Origin of the sequence: Streptomyces sp. 2131.1, assembly GCF_900105515.1 — a bacterium.
GTDB lineage: Bacteria > Actinomycetota > Actinomycetes > Streptomycetales > Streptomycetaceae > Streptomyces > Streptomyces drozdowiczii.
This window is the reverse complement of sequence record NZ_FNSY01000001.1, coordinates 25,254-44,702: the sequence shown is the minus strand read 5'-3', so window position 1 is coordinate 44,702 and position 19,449 is coordinate 25,254. Positions and strand designations below refer to the sequence as shown.

Annotated in this window: 16 protein-coding genes and 9 pseudogenes; 15 read left to right on the top strand and 10 right to left on the bottom strand. The window is 66.7% G+C overall.

The features are described 5' to 3' along the window. Positions 1–108 precede the first annotated feature (108 nt). Both BLW14_RS33870 and BLW14_RS00250 read right to left on the bottom strand, forming a co-directional pair. A pseudogene (locus tag BLW14_RS33870) lies at positions 109–375 on the bottom strand (transposase); the annotation flags it as partial. Positions 376–485: 110 nt separating this feature from the next. Beyond that, positions 486–602 (bottom strand): annotated as a pseudogene (locus BLW14_RS00250) (helix-turn-helix domain-containing protein); the annotation flags it as partial. A gap of 110 nt (positions 603–712) precedes the next feature. Between BLW14_RS00250 and BLW14_RS00245 the strand changes: the two are divergent. From BLW14_RS00245 to BLW14_RS00230, 5 genes and pseudogenes are all read left to right on the top strand, one after another. After that, positions 713–1,615 (top strand): LysR family transcriptional regulator, encoded by a 903-nt coding sequence (locus BLW14_RS00245; RefSeq protein ID WP_093703163.1) that lies wholly within the window; start codon positions 713–715, stop codon positions 1,613–1,615. Positions 1,616–1,818: 203 nt separating this feature from the next. Then, positions 1,819–2,004, top strand: a pseudogene (locus tag BLW14_RS35650) (transposase); the annotation flags it as partial. 88 nt (positions 2,005–2,092) lie between these two features. After that, entirely contained in the window at positions 2,093–2,365 is a 273-nt protein-coding gene (locus BLW14_RS34850) for a hypothetical protein (RefSeq protein ID WP_256333038.1), read from the top strand. Beyond that, positions 2,355–3,589: pseudogene (locus BLW14_RS00235) on the top strand (IS256 family transposase). Before BLW14_RS34850 ends, BLW14_RS00235 begins: the two are co-directional and overlap by 11 nt. A gap of 257 nt (positions 3,590–3,846) precedes the next feature. After that, the gene (locus tag BLW14_RS00230; RefSeq protein WP_093703159.1) at positions 3,847–4,437 is read left to right on the top strand and encodes an AAA family ATPase; all 591 of its coding nucleotides are present in this window, start codon (positions 3,847–3,849) and stop codon (positions 4,435–4,437) included. A gap of 1,020 nt (positions 4,438–5,457) precedes the next feature. Here the strand turns inward: BLW14_RS00230 and BLW14_RS00220 are convergent. The 3 genes and pseudogenes from BLW14_RS00220 to BLW14_RS00210 all read right to left on the bottom strand — a co-directional run. Then, positions 5,458–5,649 (bottom strand): LexA family protein, encoded by a 192-nt coding sequence (locus BLW14_RS00220; RefSeq protein ID WP_093703157.1) that lies wholly within the window; start codon positions 5,647–5,649, stop codon positions 5,458–5,460. A 42-nt stretch (positions 5,650–5,691) separates the two neighbouring features. Continuing rightward, positions 5,692–5,940, bottom strand: coding sequence for a hypothetical protein (locus BLW14_RS34785; protein ID WP_093703155.1), 249 nt, complete (start codon positions 5,938–5,940; stop codon positions 5,692–5,694). 76 nt (positions 5,941–6,016) lie between these two features. Next, a pseudogene (locus BLW14_RS00210) lies at positions 6,017–6,175 on the bottom strand (GNAT family N-acetyltransferase); the annotation flags it as partial. Positions 6,176–6,189: 14 nt separating this feature from the next. Here BLW14_RS00210 and BLW14_RS00205 point away from each other — a divergent pair. Then, a pseudogene (locus BLW14_RS00205) lies at positions 6,190–6,639 on the top strand (transposase); the annotation flags it as partial. 1,500 nt (positions 6,640–8,139) lie between these two features. Then, on the top strand, positions 8,140–8,976 hold the full coding sequence (locus BLW14_RS00200) for an IS110 family transposase (protein ID WP_107468427.1): 837 nt from the start codon (positions 8,140–8,142) through the stop codon (positions 8,974–8,976). Here BLW14_RS00200 and BLW14_RS00195 read toward each other — a convergent pair. After that, positions 8,969–9,454, bottom strand: a complete 486-nt coding sequence (locus BLW14_RS00195) for a hypothetical protein (protein WP_177153855.1) — start codon at positions 9,452–9,454, stop codon at positions 8,969–8,971. The two genes, BLW14_RS00200 and BLW14_RS00195, sit on opposite strands and share 8 nt — an antisense overlap. Positions 9,455–9,556: 102 nt before the next feature. Here BLW14_RS00195 and BLW14_RS35595 point away from each other — a divergent pair. Then, a pseudogene (locus BLW14_RS35595) lies at positions 9,557–10,135 on the top strand (ATP-binding protein); the annotation flags it as partial. Between the two features lie 60 nt (positions 10,136–10,195). Here BLW14_RS35595 and BLW14_RS00185 read toward each other — a convergent pair. Then, a pseudogene (locus tag BLW14_RS00185) lies at positions 10,196–10,967 on the bottom strand (transposase). Between the two features lie 92 nt (positions 10,968–11,059). Between BLW14_RS00185 and BLW14_RS00180 the strand changes: the two are divergent. From BLW14_RS00180 to BLW14_RS00170, 3 genes and pseudogenes are all read left to right on the top strand, one after another. Further along, a complete protein-coding gene (locus BLW14_RS00180) occupies positions 11,060–11,620 on the top strand; it encodes a helix-turn-helix domain-containing protein (RefSeq protein ID WP_256332604.1) in 561 nt (186 codons plus the stop codon). Continuing rightward, positions 11,566–12,024: pseudogene (locus BLW14_RS00175) on the top strand (IS5 family transposase); the annotation flags it as partial. The gene BLW14_RS00180 and the pseudogene BLW14_RS00175, both read left to right, overlap by 55 nt. Before the next feature lie 47 nt (positions 12,025–12,071). After that, positions 12,072–12,569, top strand: a complete 498-nt coding sequence (locus BLW14_RS00170) for a DinB family protein (RefSeq protein WP_093703147.1) — start codon at positions 12,072–12,074, stop codon at positions 12,567–12,569. Between the two features lie 156 nt (positions 12,570–12,725). Here BLW14_RS00170 and BLW14_RS00165 read toward each other — a convergent pair whose 3' ends face one another. Beyond that, positions 12,726–13,178 (bottom strand): bacteriocin immunity protein, encoded by a 453-nt coding sequence (locus BLW14_RS00165; protein ID WP_093703145.1) that lies wholly within the window; start codon positions 13,176–13,178, stop codon positions 12,726–12,728. A 56-nt stretch (positions 13,179–13,234) separates the two neighbouring features. Then, entirely contained in the window at positions 13,235–13,651 is a 417-nt protein-coding gene (locus BLW14_RS00160; RefSeq protein WP_256332603.1) for a hypothetical protein, read from the bottom strand. A gap of 194 nt (positions 13,652–13,845) precedes the next feature. Here BLW14_RS00160 and BLW14_RS00155 point away from each other — a divergent pair, with 194 nt between their 5' ends. From BLW14_RS00155 to pyrF, 3 genes are all read left to right on the top strand, one after another. Then, positions 13,846–15,099, top strand: coding sequence for an IS256 family transposase (locus tag BLW14_RS00155; RefSeq protein WP_093703143.1), 1,254 nt, complete (start codon positions 13,846–13,848; stop codon positions 15,097–15,099). After that, positions 15,096–15,593, top strand: coding sequence for an HAD domain-containing protein (locus BLW14_RS00150; RefSeq protein ID WP_093703141.1), 498 nt, complete (start codon positions 15,096–15,098; stop codon positions 15,591–15,593). The genes BLW14_RS00155 and BLW14_RS00150 overlap by 4 nt, the downstream gene beginning before the upstream one ends. 460 nt (positions 15,594–16,053) lie before the next feature. Continuing rightward, complete coding sequence (pyrF, locus tag BLW14_RS00145) at positions 16,054–16,749, top strand: orotidine-5'-phosphate decarboxylase (protein WP_093703139.1); 696 nt, start codon at positions 16,054–16,056, stop codon at positions 16,747–16,749. Between the two features lie 501 nt (positions 16,750–17,250). Here the strand turns inward: pyrF and BLW14_RS00140 are convergent. Then, positions 17,251–18,792: an MFS transporter gene (locus BLW14_RS00140; protein ID WP_093703137.1), complete on the bottom strand. Its 1,542-nt coding sequence runs from the start codon at positions 18,790–18,792 to the stop codon at positions 17,251–17,253. Between the two features lie 50 nt (positions 18,793–18,842). Between BLW14_RS00140 and BLW14_RS00135 the strand changes: the two genes are divergently transcribed. Then, positions 18,843–19,337: an RrF2 family transcriptional regulator gene (locus BLW14_RS00135; RefSeq protein WP_093710591.1), complete on the top strand. Its 495-nt coding sequence runs from the start codon at positions 18,843–18,845 to the stop codon at positions 19,335–19,337. Positions 19,338–19,449: the final 112 nt, after the last annotated feature.

The window sequence follows — 19,449 nt, the reverse complement described above, 5'->3', positions numbered from 1 at the left end:
CAGTCGCAGGACCGTGGTCCGGCTGGCTTTCGCCCCGAAGACGTCGGCCAGCCGGGCGCCGGCGCGGCCGGCCACCGCGAGGCCGACCTCGGCCAGCGCCGACCGCATTAACAGGGCGGCGTGCAGGCGCGGCCAGACACCAGCCTCGGTCCAGTCCCGCAGTCGGCGCCAGGCCGTCACCCCGGAACAGCCCACTGCCTCCGCGGGGACGTCACGCCACGCGACACCGGTCCGCAGCACATACAGGACGCCGGCGAGCGCCACTCGATCGGGAACACGCAGCCGCCCCGGGTGGCGATGGCGCCGTTCGGGGGCGGGCGGCAGCAGCGGGGCCACCCGCTCCCACAGGTCATCCGGAACAAGATCAGCACGCACGCCGGACACCCTGCCGACCAAGATCGTCGACCGCAAGACCCACGGCTCAACTCATTCTGAAACGATCAGTTAGGCACACATTTTACTCCTTCGACAGGTGCTGCGGCACCTTCCAGTGTGAGCTTGCGCCGGCCGGTCTCGATCCGAGACAGCGTGCTGGGCGAGATGCCGGTCGCGCCGCTGACACTGGCGAGCGTCGCGCCGTAGTGCTCGTCGTCCACACGCACTCAACGACAAGCCTCAGGCGTCAGTTGACGTCCGCCGTCAAGTCCCGGACGACGAGCGGCTTCGCGTGGTCAAATGCAAAGTCTGCAACTATCGACGAGAGCGGGATGCGGTGGAGCTGCGAGACATCGAGATCTTTCTGACGCTGGCTGAGGAGCTGCACTTCGGAAGGACTGCAGCCCTCCTGCACGTGTCACAAGCGCGTGTGAGTCAGTCGATCGCCAAACAGGAGCGACGGCTCGGGACACGACTGTTCTTACGTAGCAGCCGCAAAGTCGAGTTGACGCCCATCGGAGCGCAGTTGCGCGACGACCTGAGATCCGGCTATCAGCAGATCCAGGAAGGCGTCGCCCGTGCTGCCGAGGCCGCAGCAGGGTGGGACAAGAGAACGCTGAAACTGGGACTGCACGGTCCGCAGCCACAGGATCAGGCACACCTCCTCGAAAGGTTCCGCGCCCAACACCCGCACACCGAACTCGTTATCAAAGAAATGACCTTTTCAGATCCTTTCGGCCCGCTGCGTGACGGCTTTGTCGACGTCGCGACAGCCTGGCTCCCCGTCCGCGAACCCGACCTGACCGTCGGACCAGTCCTTATCTCCGGCCCGGCGCTCCTCATGGTCCGCTCCGATCACCCCCTCACTCAGCACGAAGCCTTGAACATGGAAGACCTCGCTGACTGGACTCTGCCGCAGTGCGCCTCCAACATCCCCGAGTATTGGCAAAAGACGCTGGTGCCCTCCCATACCCCGAGCGGCCAGCCCATCCGACGTGGACCGAAGGTCTCGACATTCCAGGAGGTTGCGGCCGTGGTCTCTTCAGGAGCGGCCATCTGCCTCGTCCACGAAGTCGCTGCCCGCTACTACCCGTGGCCGGGCCTGCGCTACCTGCGCCCCGTGGACGCCCCGACAGTGAGTTGGGCGCTGATATGGCCCACCGCCCGCGCAACGCCGGCGGTACTCGATTTCGCTCGCCTTGCGTCGAAGCACCGCCCCGCACCCCAGGCGACCGAATGAGGAGGCCAGTCGTCTCCGATAGCTTGCTGACCCGAAAGACAACAGGATTTGTGACCTGGCTTCATACGCCGCACGACGGCGACCCAGGACTACCCGGGCGACGACAACTGCAAGGCCGGCGAGCAGTGGTGCACCGAATCGATCATCCACCGCGCGCTGGGAGGCATCGCCCAGCAGTCCATCCGCTGGCAGAACCGCCCGACGTGTCCGGTGACGCCCTGTGGGCCGTGGACATCAACACTGGCATCGCCGCCCTGGCCACCGACCTCCTGCTCAACTACGGGCAGCCCCTCGCCTACCTCAGCGGCCGGACCATCCACCGTGCCTCCACCACCTACCGCGGCGAAGGCAAGACCGAGGCACGCGACGCCTTCATCATCGCCGACGAGGCCCGCGTCCACCTCGACGTCAGCATGCTCCGCCCTGGCGACGACATCGCCCTCGACCTAGTCTCCTCACCGCCGGCGCCGGGACGTCGTGCACGACCGCACCCGACAGATCAACCGCTCGCGCGCCCAGCTCCTGGAGTTCTTCCCCGAACTGGAACGAACCCGGGACCTGACGAACAAAGGCCCGGTGCTCCTGCTGACCGCCTACCAGACCCCGGCCGCGATCCGCCGCACGGGCGTCCGTCGACTGGAGACCGGGCTACGCAACCGCAAGGTCAAGGGAGCCGGGGCGCTCGCGCCGCGGGACTGTAAATCGTTCGGTGTAACTCCCGATCATGGAGGATGCACCGATGACCAGTGAGAACGTGACCGAGGCCGAGATCAGCGAAGCGGACGAGCCTCAGTCGGCGAGGGCAGTGGATGACCGGCTGATCGACGAGCTGGTGTCCCGGGCCCAGGCCGAGGGTCTGCAGCTGACGGGCGAGGGGGGGCTGCTGCAGCAGCTGACGAAGCGGCTGCTGGAGTCCGCCCTGGAGGGTGAGATCAGCGACCGTCTCGGCTATGACAAGCACGATCCGGCCGGGAAGATCGGCGGCAACTCCCGCAACGGCACCCGCGCGAAGTCCGTCCTGACGGATGTCGGACCGGTGGAGATATCCGTGCCCCGGGACCGCGACGGCTCGTTCGAGCCGAAGATCGTCAAGAAGCGGCTGACCGGCGTGGACGAGATGGTCATCTCCCTGTCCGCGAAGGGGCTGACCACGGGGGAGGTCCAGGCCCACCTGGCTGAGGTCTATGGCGCCGAGGTCTCCCGCCAGACGATCTCCACGATCACCGACAAGGTCCTCGAGGGCATGGCCGAATGGCAGAACCGGCCGCTCGATGCGGTCTATCCGGTGGTTTTCATCGATGCGATCCACGTGAAGATCCGCGACGGAGCCGTCGCCAACCGGCCCAACTACGTGGCCCTGGCCGTCACCGTCGAGGGCGCCAAGCACTGGATGCACATCCTCACCGAGATCAAGAACCGCGGCGTCAACGACGTCCTCATGCTCGTCTGCGACGGGCTCAAGGGCCTGCCCGACGCGGTCGAGACCGTCTGGCCGCAGACGATCGTGCAGACCTGCGTGGTCCACCTGCTGCGGAACTCCTTCCGCTATGCCGCCCGCCAGGACTGGGACAAGATCGCCAGACTCCTCAAGCCCATCTGCACGGCGCCGACCGAGGGGCCGCCCTGGAGCGATTCGCCGAGTTCGCCGACGCCTGGGGCCGCAAGTATCCAGCGATCGTCAGGCTCTGGGAGAACGCCTGGGAGGAGTTCACCCCGTTCCTCCGCTTCGAAACCGAGATCCGCCGCATCGTCTGCACCACCAACGCGATCGAGTCCGTGAACGCCAGGATCCGGCGGGCGGTCAAGGCCCGCGGGCACTTCCCGAACGAGACCGCCGCTCTGAAGTGCGTCTACATGGCGATCATGTCCCTGGACCCCACGGTCAAGGGCCAGGCCCGCTGGACCATGCGCTGGAAGACAGCGCTGAACGCCTTCGACACCTTCGACGGCCGGCTCTCCGCAGCCCGCCAGTAACCCCGACCACCCTAGTTACACCGTTCGATTGACAGACCCCGGCATAGAAATCGTGTGCGGGGGTAGAGCCACATGTCTTGTCGCCCTGCATCTCACTTATTGCGGAATGCCATCAAAAGGATAACGACGGCCAGACCTGGACGTCGGCCCCGGCCGGGCGGCCGGGCCCGCGCACCATCCGAAGCGGGCACGGTTGGTGCGCACAAAGATTCCTACACCAGTGAGCCTGTCTCACTACGCACGAAAGGCATCTGCGCATGCGACGTTACGCTCTCACTGGCACGCCCGGCGCGGGCAAGACATCGATCCTGCGGTGCCTGGCACAGCGCGGCTACGAGGTTGTCGAGGAAGCCGCAACCGCGATCATCGCGCGAGCGCAGGCTCAGGGCAAGGGCGAGCCGTGGACACGGGCGTCCTTCATCGATCAGGTCGTCGATCTGCAGAAGCAACGGCCGTTGGGAGCCTCAGCCACAGATTGTGTCCAGGTGTTCGACCGGTCGCCGGTCTGCACACACGCGCTCGCAACCTACCTGGGGTGGCCGGTATCCCGTGCTCTGACGGCGGAGCTCAAGCGGATCACTGCCGAGGAGATCTATGAGCGGCAGGTACTCTTCGACCGCAATCTGGGGTTCTGTGAGTCCACCAGTGCCCGTCGGATCAGCTTCCAGGAGTCGCTGGTCTTCGAGAAGATCCACGAACAGAGCTACCGCGCGTTCGGTTTCGAGCTCATCGACATCCCTGCCTGCGACCTGGCTGACCGCGTCGCCGCGGTCAGCTCGGTAATCCCGCGCCGGATCATGAGCGACAGTCCATGCGGTACGGCAGCACAAGCTGATCACCTGCCCTGAGGGCGGCCGCGGCCGCCAGCATCGTCGGCACGTCAGGTGATGGCGTGGTCCAGCAAGGCCCACATACGATCCAGCTCCCCGTGCTCGATCGCCGTACCCGGTCCTGCGCGAGCGGCCGTGCCGCTCCTGTAACCAAGGAGGCCACCGCCACGAGCCGGATCTGCTGATCCCGGGTGAGCCACGGCGCGTCCTGGACCACGCCCGGCATGGCGGCCAGCTCACTACGAGTCACTTCGTCAAGGCCGCCCGTTCCCTAGCTCATCACGCCAAAGGAGTCCATGCGGTCGCACTCCTCCGGAGTCAGGGAGGCCGTCGCCGTCTCGATCGCCTCCGGCAACTCCCCGGCGAGCCAGGCGCCGACCGGACAGGGAGTCGGCGCGCTGGGCAGAGAGCGGATCCAGGCCGCTGCCCGGCGGCCCGCAGCGGCGCGGCAGCGGCGGCCAGGGCCTCCTCCCCGCCCTCCCACAGCTCGTACGGAACGTCATCAGGAGACCCGGAGGGCAGCTGCAAGATCGTCACCACCCTTCAACCACTGAAAGCAGCCGTAGGTCACCGCGCAGCCTCGCCGTCTCCCGTTCCGGGTGCTTTCAGGTGCGCCAACGTGAGAAATACCAGCCGGACTTCTGCTCCGGCTCTGCCTGGTCCTGGTCGTCCTGGTGGTGACGCTCGACGCTGGTCCGAACCGACTGCGCGAGCAACTCGGCCGCAAGGCCCGCCCCTTGCACCGCTCGCAGAGTGTGGGGTGGCTGTCCGGCGGGGTGCCCCAATCGGTGGTCTGAATCCTCTTCCAGCGTTCGTCGGTGAACTTCGTCGCGCAGCGCGCACACGCCGGGCGTTGCGCTTCGCGCTCCGCAGCGCGCTGTTCGGCCTGATGGCGCTCACCTTCCTGGGTCCCGCCCTCGCGGGCCCGCTGCTGAGCCCAGTGACGTTCCAGGGCGGCCAGCGGCGGGGGTTACCGATCGCGTCGAACAGGGTCTGCGGGGGCCGAAGCGGCGAAAGACCTGGCCGTGCGGGCCGTGCTTACGGAGGGCGTCCAGGGTGTAGGCGGCTGGTCTGCCAGCGTCGGCCGGTCCGGCTGATGAGCCCGAGCGCTTCCAGGCGCCCGAGCTGGTAGGCGACCGAGCTCGTGCTCGACAGACCGGCCCGGGCACCGAACTGCCGAACCGACGGGCCTTCACCGTGCTCGGCGATCCACTCCCGCACTGCCCGCAGGACGGCCGGCCTCCTGCCGGGGCGACAACCCTACAGGGCCACTCACGCCGATCGCTCCCCGCGTTGTTGCACAGCCGCCTGGGCCCGGCGGCGCAGCTCCATCTGGGCCCCCGGAACGCCGCCAGGGGCGGTCGACCAGAACGGGTGCGTGTGTAGGAGAACCGACAGCCGCAGCAACCGCTGACGCAGCACGGTGGAGTGGCGAGGATTCGGTACGGCGAGGGCGTCGTAGGTGTCGTTCCATGCCTGCTGCGCGCGGAGGAGGCCATCGGGGAAGCGGAGGGAGTCCATCCGCCAATTAGAGCACCTGTTCGAATTACGGTGCACGTAGGTACCTCGTCCGTGGGCGTGGACGCACACGACAGCATCAGTGCTGAAGGGCGTATACCTGGTACGGCATGGTGGTTCCGGCGTCGGTCTGCCGGCCGGACGACCCGATGTGGGTGAATCCGGCCTTGATCAGGACGCGGCCGGAGGCGGGGTTGTCGGGGTGGTGCATGGCTTCCAGCCGGTTGAGACCGGCGGTGGTGAAGGCGACCGGTCAGGGCCGCCGAAACCGTCGGCAAGGACTCACGCGGCTACGACGCGGGCAAAAAGATCAACGGCCGCAAACGGCACCTGGTAGTCGACACCCGCGGGCTGCCCCTGCTGGTCATGGTCACCCCGGCCTCGCTCACCGACCGCGACGCCGCCAAGGAACTACCCTTCCGCCTCCGCCTGATGCATCCCGAGATCACCATCGTCTGGGCCGACTCCGCCTATGCCGGAAAGTTCGTGACCTGGGCAAAGAAGTACCTCAGCCTCACGATCAAGACCGTCAGCGACGCCTCCGGGCTCACCGCGCTGCCCCGCCGCTGGGTCGTGGAGCGAACCGTGGCCTGGATGATGCACGCCCGCCGGCACGTACGCGACTACGGACGGCTCGTCCAGCACTCCGAAACTCTGATCACTTGGGCCGCCATCACCCTCATGACCCGCCGCATCACCCGCGGAGCCAATCGCCCCTCAGGTCATCATTCGCAGTGAGCCGGCCCCGGTCCGCAACCGAAAAATAATTTGCCCGCGAGCTGGCGTTGCCAACAGAATCCGCCCATGACTACGACAATCGCCTTCCTGCCGCTGACTTCCGCCGCCCGGTCGTGGCAAGCGGCGGGTGTTAACCCCTAATCCTCAACACGGACCGTGCGGCTGATCTCAGCGTAGCTAGTGTGGCTTGGAGATCACTCAGTCGGAAGACGGCTTTTTACTTCTGCATAGCGGGAAGGGCCGCACCGGGTTGCGGCCCTAAGGTTTTGGCTCCCGATCGAGGCGTCTATGAAGCCTTCGTTTCGATTCCGGCGGATTGGTACAGTGTGTGGGGCGGGCAGAAGGCGTAGGATATGCCGCTCTTCTTCCATGCAGTGGAAGTGCGAGTGATCAGTGCTGCCGTCTCCATATCACGGCAGACCACAACCGCCCTGAAACTTCCGCCGTTGGCGTTCTTGCATTCCGCGTATGACGCGTCACTGTCACCGGTGTACCGCCCATAGGAACATCCGGTGGGCCAAGCGGTGGCGCCCGCCTCGCTCGCGTTCGCCGAACCCTGTAGGCCAAGTACGGAAAGTGCTGCGGCGGCTATGAGGGCCGATCCCGTCTTTCTGAACTGCATTCGCTATACCTCTTTCTGATGCTGAATCAGGACACTTTGGTCTCGATGCCGGCGGAGGATGCTTTGGATTCTCCCTGGCAGTATGCGTAGGAGTATCCGTCGGTGCGCCATCCGCCGACGTAGTTGTAAAGATTTCCCTTTGAGTCCTTGCAGATGACGAGCGCCCGATAGTGTCCGCCGTTGGAGTGGTCACATATCGCTACCGCTCCCCAACTCCCGGGAATCTGATAGCTACACGACGTAGGGCGGGACATGATACTTGCGTCCGAGGCCAATGCCGGTGTCGAACTCAATGCCGCGATCCCACTCACCAGCACACTGAGTACTGCTGAGGACAGAACTCTACTTCGACGTCCCGTCATTTCCATTTTATGCCTTCCCTCGCCCTTGGCGAATTTCTGTCTTCTTTGAAGCGTTCCCAGGGTGCGCTCTTTCCAGAACAGCCTCGTGGTGCCAGGAACGATCTAATGCTGCCCTGGAAATACAACTCGAACAATGAGTGCTTTCGAAAGATCGGATAAGCTCACAGTTATCGATGATGGGGTGGGGGGTCTGGAGCCGGTGGTGAGGATGGCGGGCCACTACTACTCAGAGGAGCGTCCCCCCGTCACCTTCTTTGTGGCTCCGCAATGGGGCCTCCGGCCTTCGGGTCCGGCATGACTTCCCCCCCTTGTTGTTCATGATCCGGGGGGTGGTGTCACCGGCCCGGAGGCATCGACGGACCGCTGATGAGGGGCTTGAGCACCGGCTTCACCCAGGCCGGAAGAGCTCTCCGTAACGTGGATGTGGCAGCTAGGTGCCCTGGCAAGGCCGGACGAAAGCGTGAGCGGAGGGGCCTGCACGTGATCGACACCGGCGACATCGACGTCTTCCTCGGCCTGGACGTCGGCAAGGGCGAACACCACGCCACCACCGTCACCCCGGCCGGGAAGAAGGCCTTCGACAACCGCCTGCCCAACACCGAGCCCAAGCTCCGCGAGCTGTTCGCGAAACTGAAGGCCAAGCACGGGACGGTGCTGGTCGTGGTCGACCAGCCGGCCTCGATCGGCGCCCTGCCGCTGGCGGTCGCACGGGACATGGGCTGCCCGGTCGCCTACCTGCCGGGGCTGACGATGCGGCGGATCGCCGACCTCTACCCGGGCGAGGCGAAGACGGACGCGAGGGACGCGTTCATCATCGCGGACGCGGCCCGCGCGATGCCGCACACGCTGCGGGCGATCGACGGCGAGGACGAGACGATCGCCGAGCTGGAGATGATCGTCGGGTTCGACGACGACCTCGCAGGGGAAGTGACCAGGGTCGCGAACCGGCTGCACGGCCTGCTGACCCAGACCCACCCATCGCTGGAACGGGTGCTGGGGCCGCGGCTGCAGCACCCGGCCATCCTCACGCTGCTGGAACGGTTCGGGTCCCCGGCCCAGATACGCAAGGCCGGCCGACGGCGACCGGTCACTCTGCTCCGGCCTAAGGCCCCGAGGATGGCCGAGAGGCTGGTCGAGGACATCTTCGCCGCCCTGGCCGACCCGGCCTCCCGGACCTACTACGACAAGAAGATCGCCCAGGGAAAGCACCACACCCAGGCCCTGCTCTGCCTCGCCAGACGCCGAGCCGACGTGCTGTTCGCGATGCTCCGCGACGGCACCTTCTACGAACCGCAGCCGGCGGCCGCAGTCACCTGACCTGCGGGTCCGCGAGGAGGACGACTCGATCGGCCTCGACGTCGAAGCCGAGCACCGGATGGCCGTAGTCGCCCTCCGTGTCCATCAGCACTGGCTTGCCCAGCCGCCGCCCGATCTCCCGGAGGAAGTCGCAGAACACATCAAATCGTTCCTGGCCCTGCAACTCCCGCAGGTCGATGTCGAAGTCGACTTCATCGTCGGCATGAAACCGGAAGATCGCCAGCACATCGGCAGTCAGCCAGACTCGCAGGTCAGGGCACTCGTCATCCGCCGGGCGGGACAGCACGGCCTCCGCCCGGGGCACCGGAAGCACCGTCTCTCCTTCGGAGTACTGGTAATTCCAGCCCTTCTCCGCGACCAGATCGAGGACCGCCTGCCAGTCCTCCGCCGAAGTGTTCGGGACACGCACGTCCGGCAGCGACCCCATGATGTCCGGGTCGAAGAAGCACTTCACGTCATCCCACAGCAGATCAGCCACCCCGCCATGCTGCCCCGGCTCACCGACCCGACGCACCCCCGTTTCCCTTGACCAAAGACATAGGGGCACCCCCCCAGCGCGCGCCTGGACGCCACCGAGGCGGTGACGACGCCCGCGTCCCTACGGGCCTTCGACTTCGACGCCAACCCCAACATCGACGCGGCGACCACCCACACGGCCAGCTGTGAGTGGATCAAGAAGGGTCAGCCGCTCTGCCTGATCGGCGATTCCGGCACCGGCAAGTCCCACATGCTCATCTCCTTGCGGGCGGGGGCGGCGATGAAGGGTTACCGCGTCCGCTACACGCTCGCCACGAAGCTGGTGAACGAGCTGGTCGAGGCTGCCGACGAGAAGCAGCTCAACAAGACGATTGCCCGCTACGGCCGCGTTGATCTTTTGTACATCGACGAACTCGGCTACATGGAACTCGACCGCCGCGGCGCCGACCACCTCGGCTATGACAAGCACAATCCGGCCGGGAAGAACGGCGGGAACAGCCGCAACGGAACACGACTCAGGGCTGACGGATGTCGGCCCGGTGAGATATCCGTGTCCTGGGACCGTGACGGATCGTTCGAGCCGAAGATCGTCAAGAAGCGGCAGAAGCGCCTGACCGGCGTGGACGAGATGGTCATCTCACTCTCCGCGAAGGGGCTGACGACCGGTGAGGTCCAGGCCCACCTAGAGGGTGTTGCAGAAGGTCGGGCTTGGGCAGGCTGGAGTGGTTGCTGACCTGCTGTTTCACCGTGTTATGGCGAGGTTGTGCATGGTGGCGACGGCTTGGACCGCGTGGTGGAGGCCGTCTCCTTTCTGGCGGCAGTCGCGGAGGATCTTCCAGTTCTTCATCCGGGTGAAGGTGTGTTCGGCGCGGGCTCGGACGCGCCGGTGTTCGGCGTTGTCTTCCTCCTGGCCGCGCAGGAGGGGGGCGGCCGGCTCTCTTGCGGTGCGGGACGATCAGGCCGGTGCCGAGGTAGGCGCCGTCCGCGATCACCGTCGTCCCGGCCGCGGTGGCCGGCAGGCCCGACTCCCGCCAGACGTGGGCGTCGGCCTTGTTGCCCGGTGCGGGCCGGGCCGAGGCGATGACCAGGCGGGTGTCCGCATCGATGATGACCTGCACGTTCGCCGAGAACCGGTAGTTGCGGGACGAGGCGCCCACCTTGCGGTCGCGGACCGGGATCAAGGTTCCGTCCACGATCCACAGCCGGTCCACGTCAGCAACCGGCCGCGGGGCCGCCTCCAGGGCCAGCAGCGGCCGCAGGCGGTGGATGACCCGGCAGACGGTGGCAGCGGAGATCCCGAAGAGCGGGGCGAGCTGCCGCATGGTGAGGTTGGTGCGGTAGTAGACGGCCACCAGCAGGACCCGGTCTGCCAGAGGCAGGCACCACGGCCGGCCACCACCGGGACCGTTCCCGCCCCGCTCCTTCACCACTTTCACGAGCTTCGCGAACCGGTCGATCCGCAAGCCTGTGAACGGCTCGACCCACACCGGCTCAGCCCGCAACACCCCACCCATACAGGGGAATGCCCGGAACTGAGCCTTCTGCAACACCCTTTACGAGCTCGTGCATGGTTGGTGGTAGTGCGCCGAGACCTTGATCGTTGATCATGATCCGAGTGGTGGGGAATCGGACGCGTGCGGCAATCATCGGTAGCCAGCGGATCACCGGGCTGACGCCCGACGTGATCGCAGAACTCGTCGCCGAGGTCGGCCCGTTGTGGCACGAGCGGCACCAGGCGGTGCTGACGTCTCGCCCTCGCCGCCGGGCCGTTGGGGCCGGGGCCAAGCACAAGCTGATCTTCGTCGACCGCCTGTTGGCCACGCTCGTGCACCTTCGCCATTCAACGACACACGACGTGCTGGCCTGCTGGTTCGGTGTGGACCGCTCCACCATTACGCGTGCGATCGGTGAAGTGCGGCCACTGCTCGCCCAGCGGGGCTGCACCGTCGCGCCTGACATCTGCCTGCGCACACTCGCCGAGGTGGTCGACCCCCTCGGCGTGAGCGGACAGACCGGGATCATCGACGGCACCGAGGTCCGGGTGCGTCGTCCGGCCGTCGGGCGCAAGGACCGGGAGAAGTTCATCTCCGGGAAGAACAAGCAGAACGCCGTAAAGTCGATGGTTGTCCCGTCGATCGCGCCCGCCCCGGTTCCAAGCACCACCTGATCGTCGATCGCCACGGGACTACGCTCGCTGTGACGCTCACCGGCGGGAACCGACATGACGTCACCCAGCTTCTGCCACTGCTGGACGCAGTCCCGCCGATCCGGGGACTGTGCGGACGGCCCCGCCGCGGGCCTCGACGTCTGTACGCCGACCGGGGCTACGACTTCGACAAGTACCGCCGCCTGCTGTGGAAGCGGGGCATCAAGCCGATGATCGCCCGACGCGGCGTCGCACACGGCTCCGGGCTGGGCAGGGTGCGCTGGGTAGTCGAGCGCGCCTTCGCCTGGCTGCACCAGTTCAAGCGGCTCCGCACCCGCTACGAACGGCGCGCCGACCTCCACCAGGGCCTCCTCGAACTGGCCTGCGTCATCATCTGCCTGCGACGACTCAGAACGGCATCCTGAAACGACCAGCGAGTCGGGTGTCAGTGGGCCCCGATACGGTTCGGCCCATGACTGACACTGAACTGACCACGTTGCTCGACGTCCTGAACAGCAAGCGCAAGCACGTCCTGGACATCCTGGAGGGCCTGGACGAGGAAGCGCTGCGGCGCCCGGTGCTACCGTCCGGCTGGACGTGCCTGGGGCTGGTGCACCACCTTGCCCTGGACGACGAGAAGTTCTGGTTCCGCGCGGTTGCGGCGGGAGAACGAGCGGCGATCGAGGAGATCCTCGGATCCGGCGAGGACGCGTGGCAGCCCACCCCGGAGATGACAGCCGAGGAGGTCTTCGCCCTCTACCGCCAGGAAGGCGAGCTCGCGGACGCCTTCCTGGCCGGCGCCGACCTGGACGCCGCCCCGGGCTGGTGGCCAGACTTCTTCGGCAGCTGGCGGTACGACAACCTCCGCAAGGTCATCCTGCACGTGATCACAGAGACCGCCACCCACGCCGGCCACCTGGACGCCGTGCGCGAACTCATCGACGGTAGGCAGCGGCTGATTGTCACCTGACAGGAGAGCCGCTCCGCTCTGCCGACCAGGATCGTCGAGCGCAAAGTCCGGAGCTCAACTCATGCTGAAACGATCAGTAAACGCGCACCGGCTCCCGCCACCTCGCCAGCACCCGTGCCGAACAACCAGCCACGGCCAGCTGGCTTCCCCGGCAGCTCAGAGCGCGATCGGCCGGTACTGCAGGGCCTGATCGACAATCTGCTCCGCAGACGCGTCCTGAAGGCCGTCCGAGGGGTAGAAGACCAGGTCACTCACCTGGGGGTGTGACACGTTCGCCTCCAGGAGCCGCAGATAGTAGTCGCTCTCTGCAGAGGCAGTCAGGAGTCTGTGAACGATCTCAACGAGTTCGTCCCGGGTGATGTCCGCAACCACGGGGCGAGCCGGCCGGGCCGCCTCCCTCGCGAACTCCTCAAGGCTCCTGCTTGCGTCGTACTCGGCGAAGTCGAGGGCCAGGTAGTCGTGACCGGTCATCACGTTGAAGGCCGTGATCGCATTGTCTACCGCCTCCGGGCAGGCGACCAGCAGCTCAGCGATCCGCTCTACCTCGGTGCACAGCTCGCCCAGCCGTTGCTGGCTCACGGGCTGCGGCAACTCCGGTCTCAGGTCCACAGCTCGAATTATTTCCGTCGGCACCGACATGCTCCAGCCGACCTCTTTGGCTGCTGTCAGTCTCGGTTCTGGCGCAGGTCTTCGGCGGGCTCGGAGTGCTCCTGGAGCAAGATCATCTTGCGGAGGAGTTCGAATCCGGCTCGGCCGTAGAGCTGCCTCGTGATCTTCTTGATGTGGTTCACAGCGCTCTCGATGCTGCTGGAGCTCCAGTCGAGAGTGAGCCCAGGGGTCGCGGCGTCGAGGTCTCGCAGGAGGTGGAGTGCGAAGCTGGTGAGGCCAGGTATCCGGCTGACGTCGACAGCGTCGATCCGGGCGGGGAGTGAGGGGCCGAGGCGGTCGGTGAGTATCTCGCCGAAGTCGCGGACGTGTCCGGCGGCCGTGTCTAGTTCGGGGCAGCGGGCCAGGACCTCCTTCAGGCCGGCCCGGTCTTCCTTGGTCAGGATCGTGGGGTACCGGGTGAGCCAGCCAGTCACCTGGCGCACTGATGGGGGCCGCGGCGGCGCGCCAGGCGGAACTTTACGGAGGTCGGCGATGAGCAATGCTCAAGACCTGTGGATCGGACTCGGGAGGGGTGCCTCGCGGAACGCGGAGGGCGTACCTTCCCGAGTGATCGATTTCTGGTCATTGAGTAGGCCCGCGTTGCAGCGCGGGTCGGGAAGGCGCGCCCGTGCTGAGCGTAGTCAACGAGGATGGCACCACCCAAAGCGGCTCCCTGATGGATGACATCGTCCGTGAGGGTGCCCGTCGGATGCTCGCCGCGGCCCTGGAAGCCGAAGTCAACGAGTACATAGCCGAGTTGGTGGGCGAGTGGGACGAGGCCGGTCGCCGTCTGGTGGTTTGCAACGGCCATTACCGGGAGCGGACGGTAACCACCGCCGCCGGGCCGATCGCGGTGAAGGCGCCACGGGTGAACGACAAGCGGGCCGATGGCGAGACGGGCGAGCGCAAGCGGTTCTCGTCGAAGATCCTCGCCCCCTGGTGCCGGAAGTCCCCGAAGATCAGCGAGGTCCTGCCCCTGCTCCACCTGCACGGTCTGTCCTCCGGTGACTTCGTGCCCCCGATGGAGCAGTTCCTCGGCTCGGCCGCCGGGCTCTCGCCGGCCACGGTGACCCGGATGACCAAGCAGTGGAGCGAGGACCACGCCGCCTTCCAGGAACGGGACCTGTCCGGGTCCGACTACGGGTACGTGTGGGCCGACGGCGTCCACCCCAAGGTCCGCCTGGGCCAGGTCCGTTCCTGCGTCCTGGTCCTCATGGGCGTGCGCACCGACGGCAGTAAGGAGCTGATCGCGCTCGCCGAGGGCTTGCGCGAGTCGACCGAGTCCTGGGCCGACCTTCTGCGGGACTGCCGCCGGCGCGGCATGCGCGATCCCGAGCTCGTCGTCGGCGACGGAGCCATGGGCCTGTGGCGGGCCCTGGCCGAGGTGTTTCCGCAGGCCAGACGTCAAAGGTGCTGGGTTCACAAAACCCGGAACGTGGTCAACGCCCTGCCGAGATCGGCTCAGCCGGGCGCGAAGAAGGCGCTGCAGGAGATCTGCAACGTCGAGGACCGCGATCACGCCGAGAAGGCGGTGAAGGACTTCGAACGCGCCTACGGCGCGAGGTGGCCCAAGGCCGTCAAGCAGATCGCCGCCGACGTCGATGAACTCCTGGCGTTCTACGACTTCCCGGCCGAGCACTGGGTCCACCTGCGCACGACGAATCCGATCGAGTCGACCTTCAGCACGGTGAAGCTGCGGACCAAGGTCCCCCGCGGCGCCGGCAGCCCGGCCGCGGCCCTGGCGATGGTGTTCAAGCTCGCCGAGTCCGCCCAGGCCCGCTGGCGCGCGATCACCGCACCCCACCTCGTCGCCCTCGTCCGCAACGGCGCCCGCTTCGAACGCGGCGTCCTGGTCGAGCGTGAGCAGGAGGCTGCAGCATGAGTGAGCGCGAGGAACGTCCGCTGCTGTTCCTGGACGTCGACGGACCTCTTCTGCCGTTCGGTGACAGCCTGCAACGCGAGCCGTCAAGCACCGCCACGGATTCGCACCTCACGCGGCTCGACCCGCGCGTCGGGCCTCGCCTCGCGGCACTGCCGTGCGAGCTGGTCTGGGCCACCACCTGGGAAGAGGCTGCGAACACCGACATAGCACCGCGGCTCGGCCTGCCGCCCCTGCCGGTCGTGCACTGGCCGGAACCCTCCGACGCGCAGGAACGCGAGGACCAGTGGTACGGGCTCCACTGGAAGACCCGAACCCTGGCGGCACGGGCGGACGGACGCCCGTTCGTCTGGGTCGACGACGAGATCACCGACGCCGATCGGGACTGGGTGTCCACCCACCACCCCACCCCGAGCCTTCTCCACCGCATCGCGTCGTCCCGCGGCCTTACCGACGAAGACTTCGCAGTCCTCGATCAATGGCTGCGGGCCACTTGAAGCTGCCCGCGGTGATCCACAGGAATTGACAATCGCTCGCCGGCCGATGTGGCTGCGGACCATCTGGTAAGTGACGGGCGCGTTGTCGGCGACGAGTTCACTGTGAAGGCGGGTGACGCTGGTGCATCCCTCGGCGAAGCGTCGCTCCAGGTAGGGCTTGTAGGGGTCCAGTGAAGCGGGTCGCCCGACGGAATTGTCTGCCGATCCCGGGACCACGACACCTGCAAAGGCCCGACTTCCTCTCTCTCGCCTACGGCGCGACGGGCACGAAGTTGCAGGGCCCGCATCGCGCGCCGAAAGGATCGGGCCTCACTCAGACCCCGCCGCGCTCGAACGTGCCCTGCCCGTGCTGCGCGTCGGGCAGCCAACGGCCTCCGGTAGCGCCGTGACCGAAAGGTCAGCGGGTCAGATCGGCCGCCCCGGCCGCCGGCCGTGGCATGGGCGGCGGCATGATGTCGTTGTGGATCCGACCAGCCAGATCATCGTGGCCCTGGATTGCGACAGCCGTGCAGCCGCAGATGTCCTTGTGGAGCAACTGGGTGAGGCGTGCGGCGCCTACAAGGTCGGCTTGGAGTTGCTTACCGCGGCGGGGCCCGATGCCGTCAAGGCTCTTGTGGCCCAGGGCAAGGAGGTCTTCCTGGACCTCAAGCTCTTCGAGATCCCGCATTCGGTTGCTGGGGCGGTTCGCGCCGCGGGGACACTGGGCGTGTCGATGGTCACCGTGCATGGCATGGGGGGCAGCGGCATCGTTTCCGCGGCAGTCGAGGCTGCCCGCGACTTCCCCGGATTGCGCGTCCTTGCTTTGACTGTGGTCACCAGCATAACTGATGCGGATCTTGCCGACATCGGCGTCGGTGATGGGGTGGACGAGCAGGTTCTACGTCTGGCGCGGTTGGCGCAGAGGGTCGGCTGTCACGGCGTGATCGCCTCGCCGCAGGACGTCGCGGCCCTGCGTAGCGCCCTTGGCCCCGATGCATTGATCATCACTCCGGGCGTCACGCTGTCCTGGGAATCGCCGGCCGAGCATGCCCGCCCCGGGACACCGCATGCGGCGATCGCCGCTGGAGCGTCGCATGTGGTCGTCGGCCGCGCGGTCACGCGAGCGGCGGACCCAGCGACCGCGTTCCGTGCCGTCCGAGCGAGTCTGGCTCCCTAACGACCTCGCGCAGGGTAAACACCACCGGCGGGCCAGCCGCTTGGTCGGTACGGTGCCTGCGCCGTTGGGCCTGCGCGGGCGCGGCGTATTGCCGCGAATCCAAGTGATGCCGCCGCGTGGATCAGGGCGCGCTCGATGCATCGCATCAGGCCGCTCGGTCCAAGCGCACGTATGTTCAGTGCGAGGTACCGATGAGTTGGCCCGGTCCATGGTGGGCGGCATGGCCGCCTGGGTCGACCTCGGCGAGGCTGATCGGCGATGTCGACGACGGGAGCCAGTCGGGGGCCGCGCGGTGCAAGTGATCACAGGAGGGCGGCTCGGAGGAACAGTCTCTTCCCAGCACGGTCCTGTTCCGCTCGATGAGCCGGCGAACGGAATTCTTCTGTGCCACCTCGTAGGACACTTCCCCCAAGTCGACCCCGTTCGATGCTCATTGCTGTGAAACGATTCCTGGTTGCCGTACCTGTGCTGTCTTCTCGCCCCATCTGGGAGTGCAGTCACTCACTGCCCCGTGCCTGTCGTGTCCTTCGGCTGGCAGGAAGGCATGTCGTTCTGATTCCGGACAGACCCTTCGTCTCCGGAGGACATTGGTTCCTCCGTCCTCGGGAGTGCCGGGGTCTTCGCCCAGCTTGTCCGCTGGAGGGCCACGGACGCCGCGGTCAGAGCGATGTAGGGGAGCGTGACGGTTGCCATGGCAGTGTGCGCGTCACCCAGTCCGGGTCCCGCTATGGAGAAGAAGAGCGTGCCGAACAAGGCCACCCCGACGGAACTTGCTGATTGTTGGATGGTGTTGAGGGCACCCGACGCTGCGCCTGCTTCCCGCGGGCCCACGTGCGACAGGGCCGTGCCCATCAGCGCGGGCAGCAGAAGCCCGTTGCCGAGGCCGACGAGGATGAGAGATGGAATCAGGTCCACGGCTTCCATGCGGTTCCCCGTGACGACCAGCTGCGCGGCGAGAAGCCCCAGTCCCAGAATGATCAGCATGCCTCCGGCTCCTGGAACCACTGTGCCATGGCGGGCCGTCAGCCGCCCACTGAGCAGCGAGCCGATGCTGTAGAGCACAGCTTGCGGAAGGAAGACGAGTGCCGCCGTGAGAGGACTTGCCTCAAGGCCTGCCTGCAGAAGCAGCGCCAATGTGAACATGTATGCGCCGAAATACAGCTGGAAAAGGCCGACGGCGGCGACAAGCACCATGTACGGGCGGTTACGGAAAAAGGCTGGGTCCAGCACTGGTTCGCCGCCCTGCGCCCGAAGCGTCCTCTGCCAGCACAGGGTCAGCCAGAGGGCAGGTGCGGACGCAGCCAGGCAGGCCCATGTCCACACGGGCCATCCCTCGTCCCGGCCCAGGGACAGCGGTGCGAGGATCAGAGCAAGCGTCAGGGTGACCGCGATGGCGCCGACCGGGTCGAATCGGTGCTGTGCGCCCACCAGTCCCGGCAACAGACTGCCTGCGAGCATGCAGGCAGCGGCGCCCACAGGAACGTTCACCAAGAACACCACGCGCCAGCCAAGCCCCAGGATGTTCGCTTCCAGCAGGAGGCCGCCGGCCAGCTGTCCGGCAATCGCGCCCAAGCCGCTGACCGCGCCGTGCCAGGCCGTTGCCCGGCCTCGATGGGCTGCGGGGAAGCGCGCCGTGACCAGTGACAGCACCTGGGGCACCATCGCGGCCGCCGCGAGACCCTGCGCGAGGCGGCCCACGACAAGCAGGGCCGGAGACTGCGCGAGTCCGCACAGCAGTGAGGCGAACGTGAAGGACGCCATACCGGTCACGAAGATCCGCCGATAGCCGTACCGGTCACCGAGCCGACCGCCGGTCACCAGTCCTGCCGCGTAGGTGAACGCGTAGCCGGACACGACGAGCCCTAGCTCGGCATCGCTCGCCCCGAGGTCCGCGCGCAGGGTCTCGGTGGCGACATTGACGATGAAGAGGTCGAAGCTCGCCATGAAGGTGGCGGTCAGTGCTGCCGCAAGCATGCGCCAGTCACGGGGAGCGGGACGATCTGCGGGCCGATGCATCTCGAACTGAGCGTTCACGTTCGTCACAGGTCATAGATATCATCGACGCTTAATATCCATCAACTAGAATGGCCGGTATGAAGCTGTCGCAAGGTGTCGAGTGGGCGGCGCACTGCTGCCTCCTGCTCGCACACACAGAGGATGGAGCCGCCGTGCCCCGTACTACCCTGGCCGGGTACTACGGCCTACCGGACGCCTACCTGGCCAAGCACCTCAAATCCCTTGTGCGCAGCGGCGTCCTGGCTGCCACCTCGGGGCCACGCGGGGGGTTCCGGCTCGCACGAACCCCGGGCAGCATCACCGTGCTCGACATCGTGGAGGCGATCGAAGGCTCGACTCCTGCGTTCGTCTGTACGGAAATCCGACAGCGCGGCGCCTGCGCCCTGGCTGCCGAACGATGCGAGAGGCCGTGCGGCGTGGCACAGGTCATGTATGACGCCGACCGCGCCTGGCGCGACTCCTTGCGAGGGGTCACTGTCGCCGACCTCAAGGACAAACTTCCCGACATCCTGCGGAAGCGCGCCCGCGCATGGCTCAAAGACCCCTCTGGTCCACTGCCCGCCTTGGCGTAACGCCTCCGCCTCCATGCATGACGACGGCGATGTCGTGCTCAAGGCCATCGATATATACGCTCCGGGCAACGACGGGGTCTTCCCGCGCCGGATTTGGCCGTCCTTCAAGACG

Excerpts from the sequence above, each read along its gene's own strand:
- BLW14_RS00230 (WP_093703159.1), top strand. The coding sequence starts at position 3,847 with ATGCGACGTTACGCTCTCACTGGCACGCCCGGCGCGGGCAAGACATCG.
- BLW14_RS00150 (WP_093703141.1), top strand. The coding sequence starts at position 15,096 with ATGAGTGAGCGCGAGGAACGTCCGCTGCTGTTCCTGGACGTCGACGGA.
- BLW14_RS34785 (WP_093703155.1), bottom strand. The coding sequence starts at position 5,940 with ATGGACTCCCTCCGCTTCCCCGATGGCCTCCTCCGCGCGCAGCAGGCA.
- BLW14_RS00180 (WP_256332604.1), top strand. The coding sequence starts at position 11,060 with ATGATCCGAGTGGTGGGGAATCGGACGCGTGCGGCAATCATCGGTAGC.
- BLW14_RS00170 (WP_093703147.1), top strand. The coding sequence starts at position 12,072 with ATGACTGACACTGAACTGACCACGTTGCTCGACGTCCTGAACAGCAAG.
- BLW14_RS00135 (WP_093710591.1), top strand. The coding sequence starts at position 18,843 with ATGAAGCTGTCGCAAGGTGTCGAGTGGGCGGCGCACTGCTGCCTCCTG.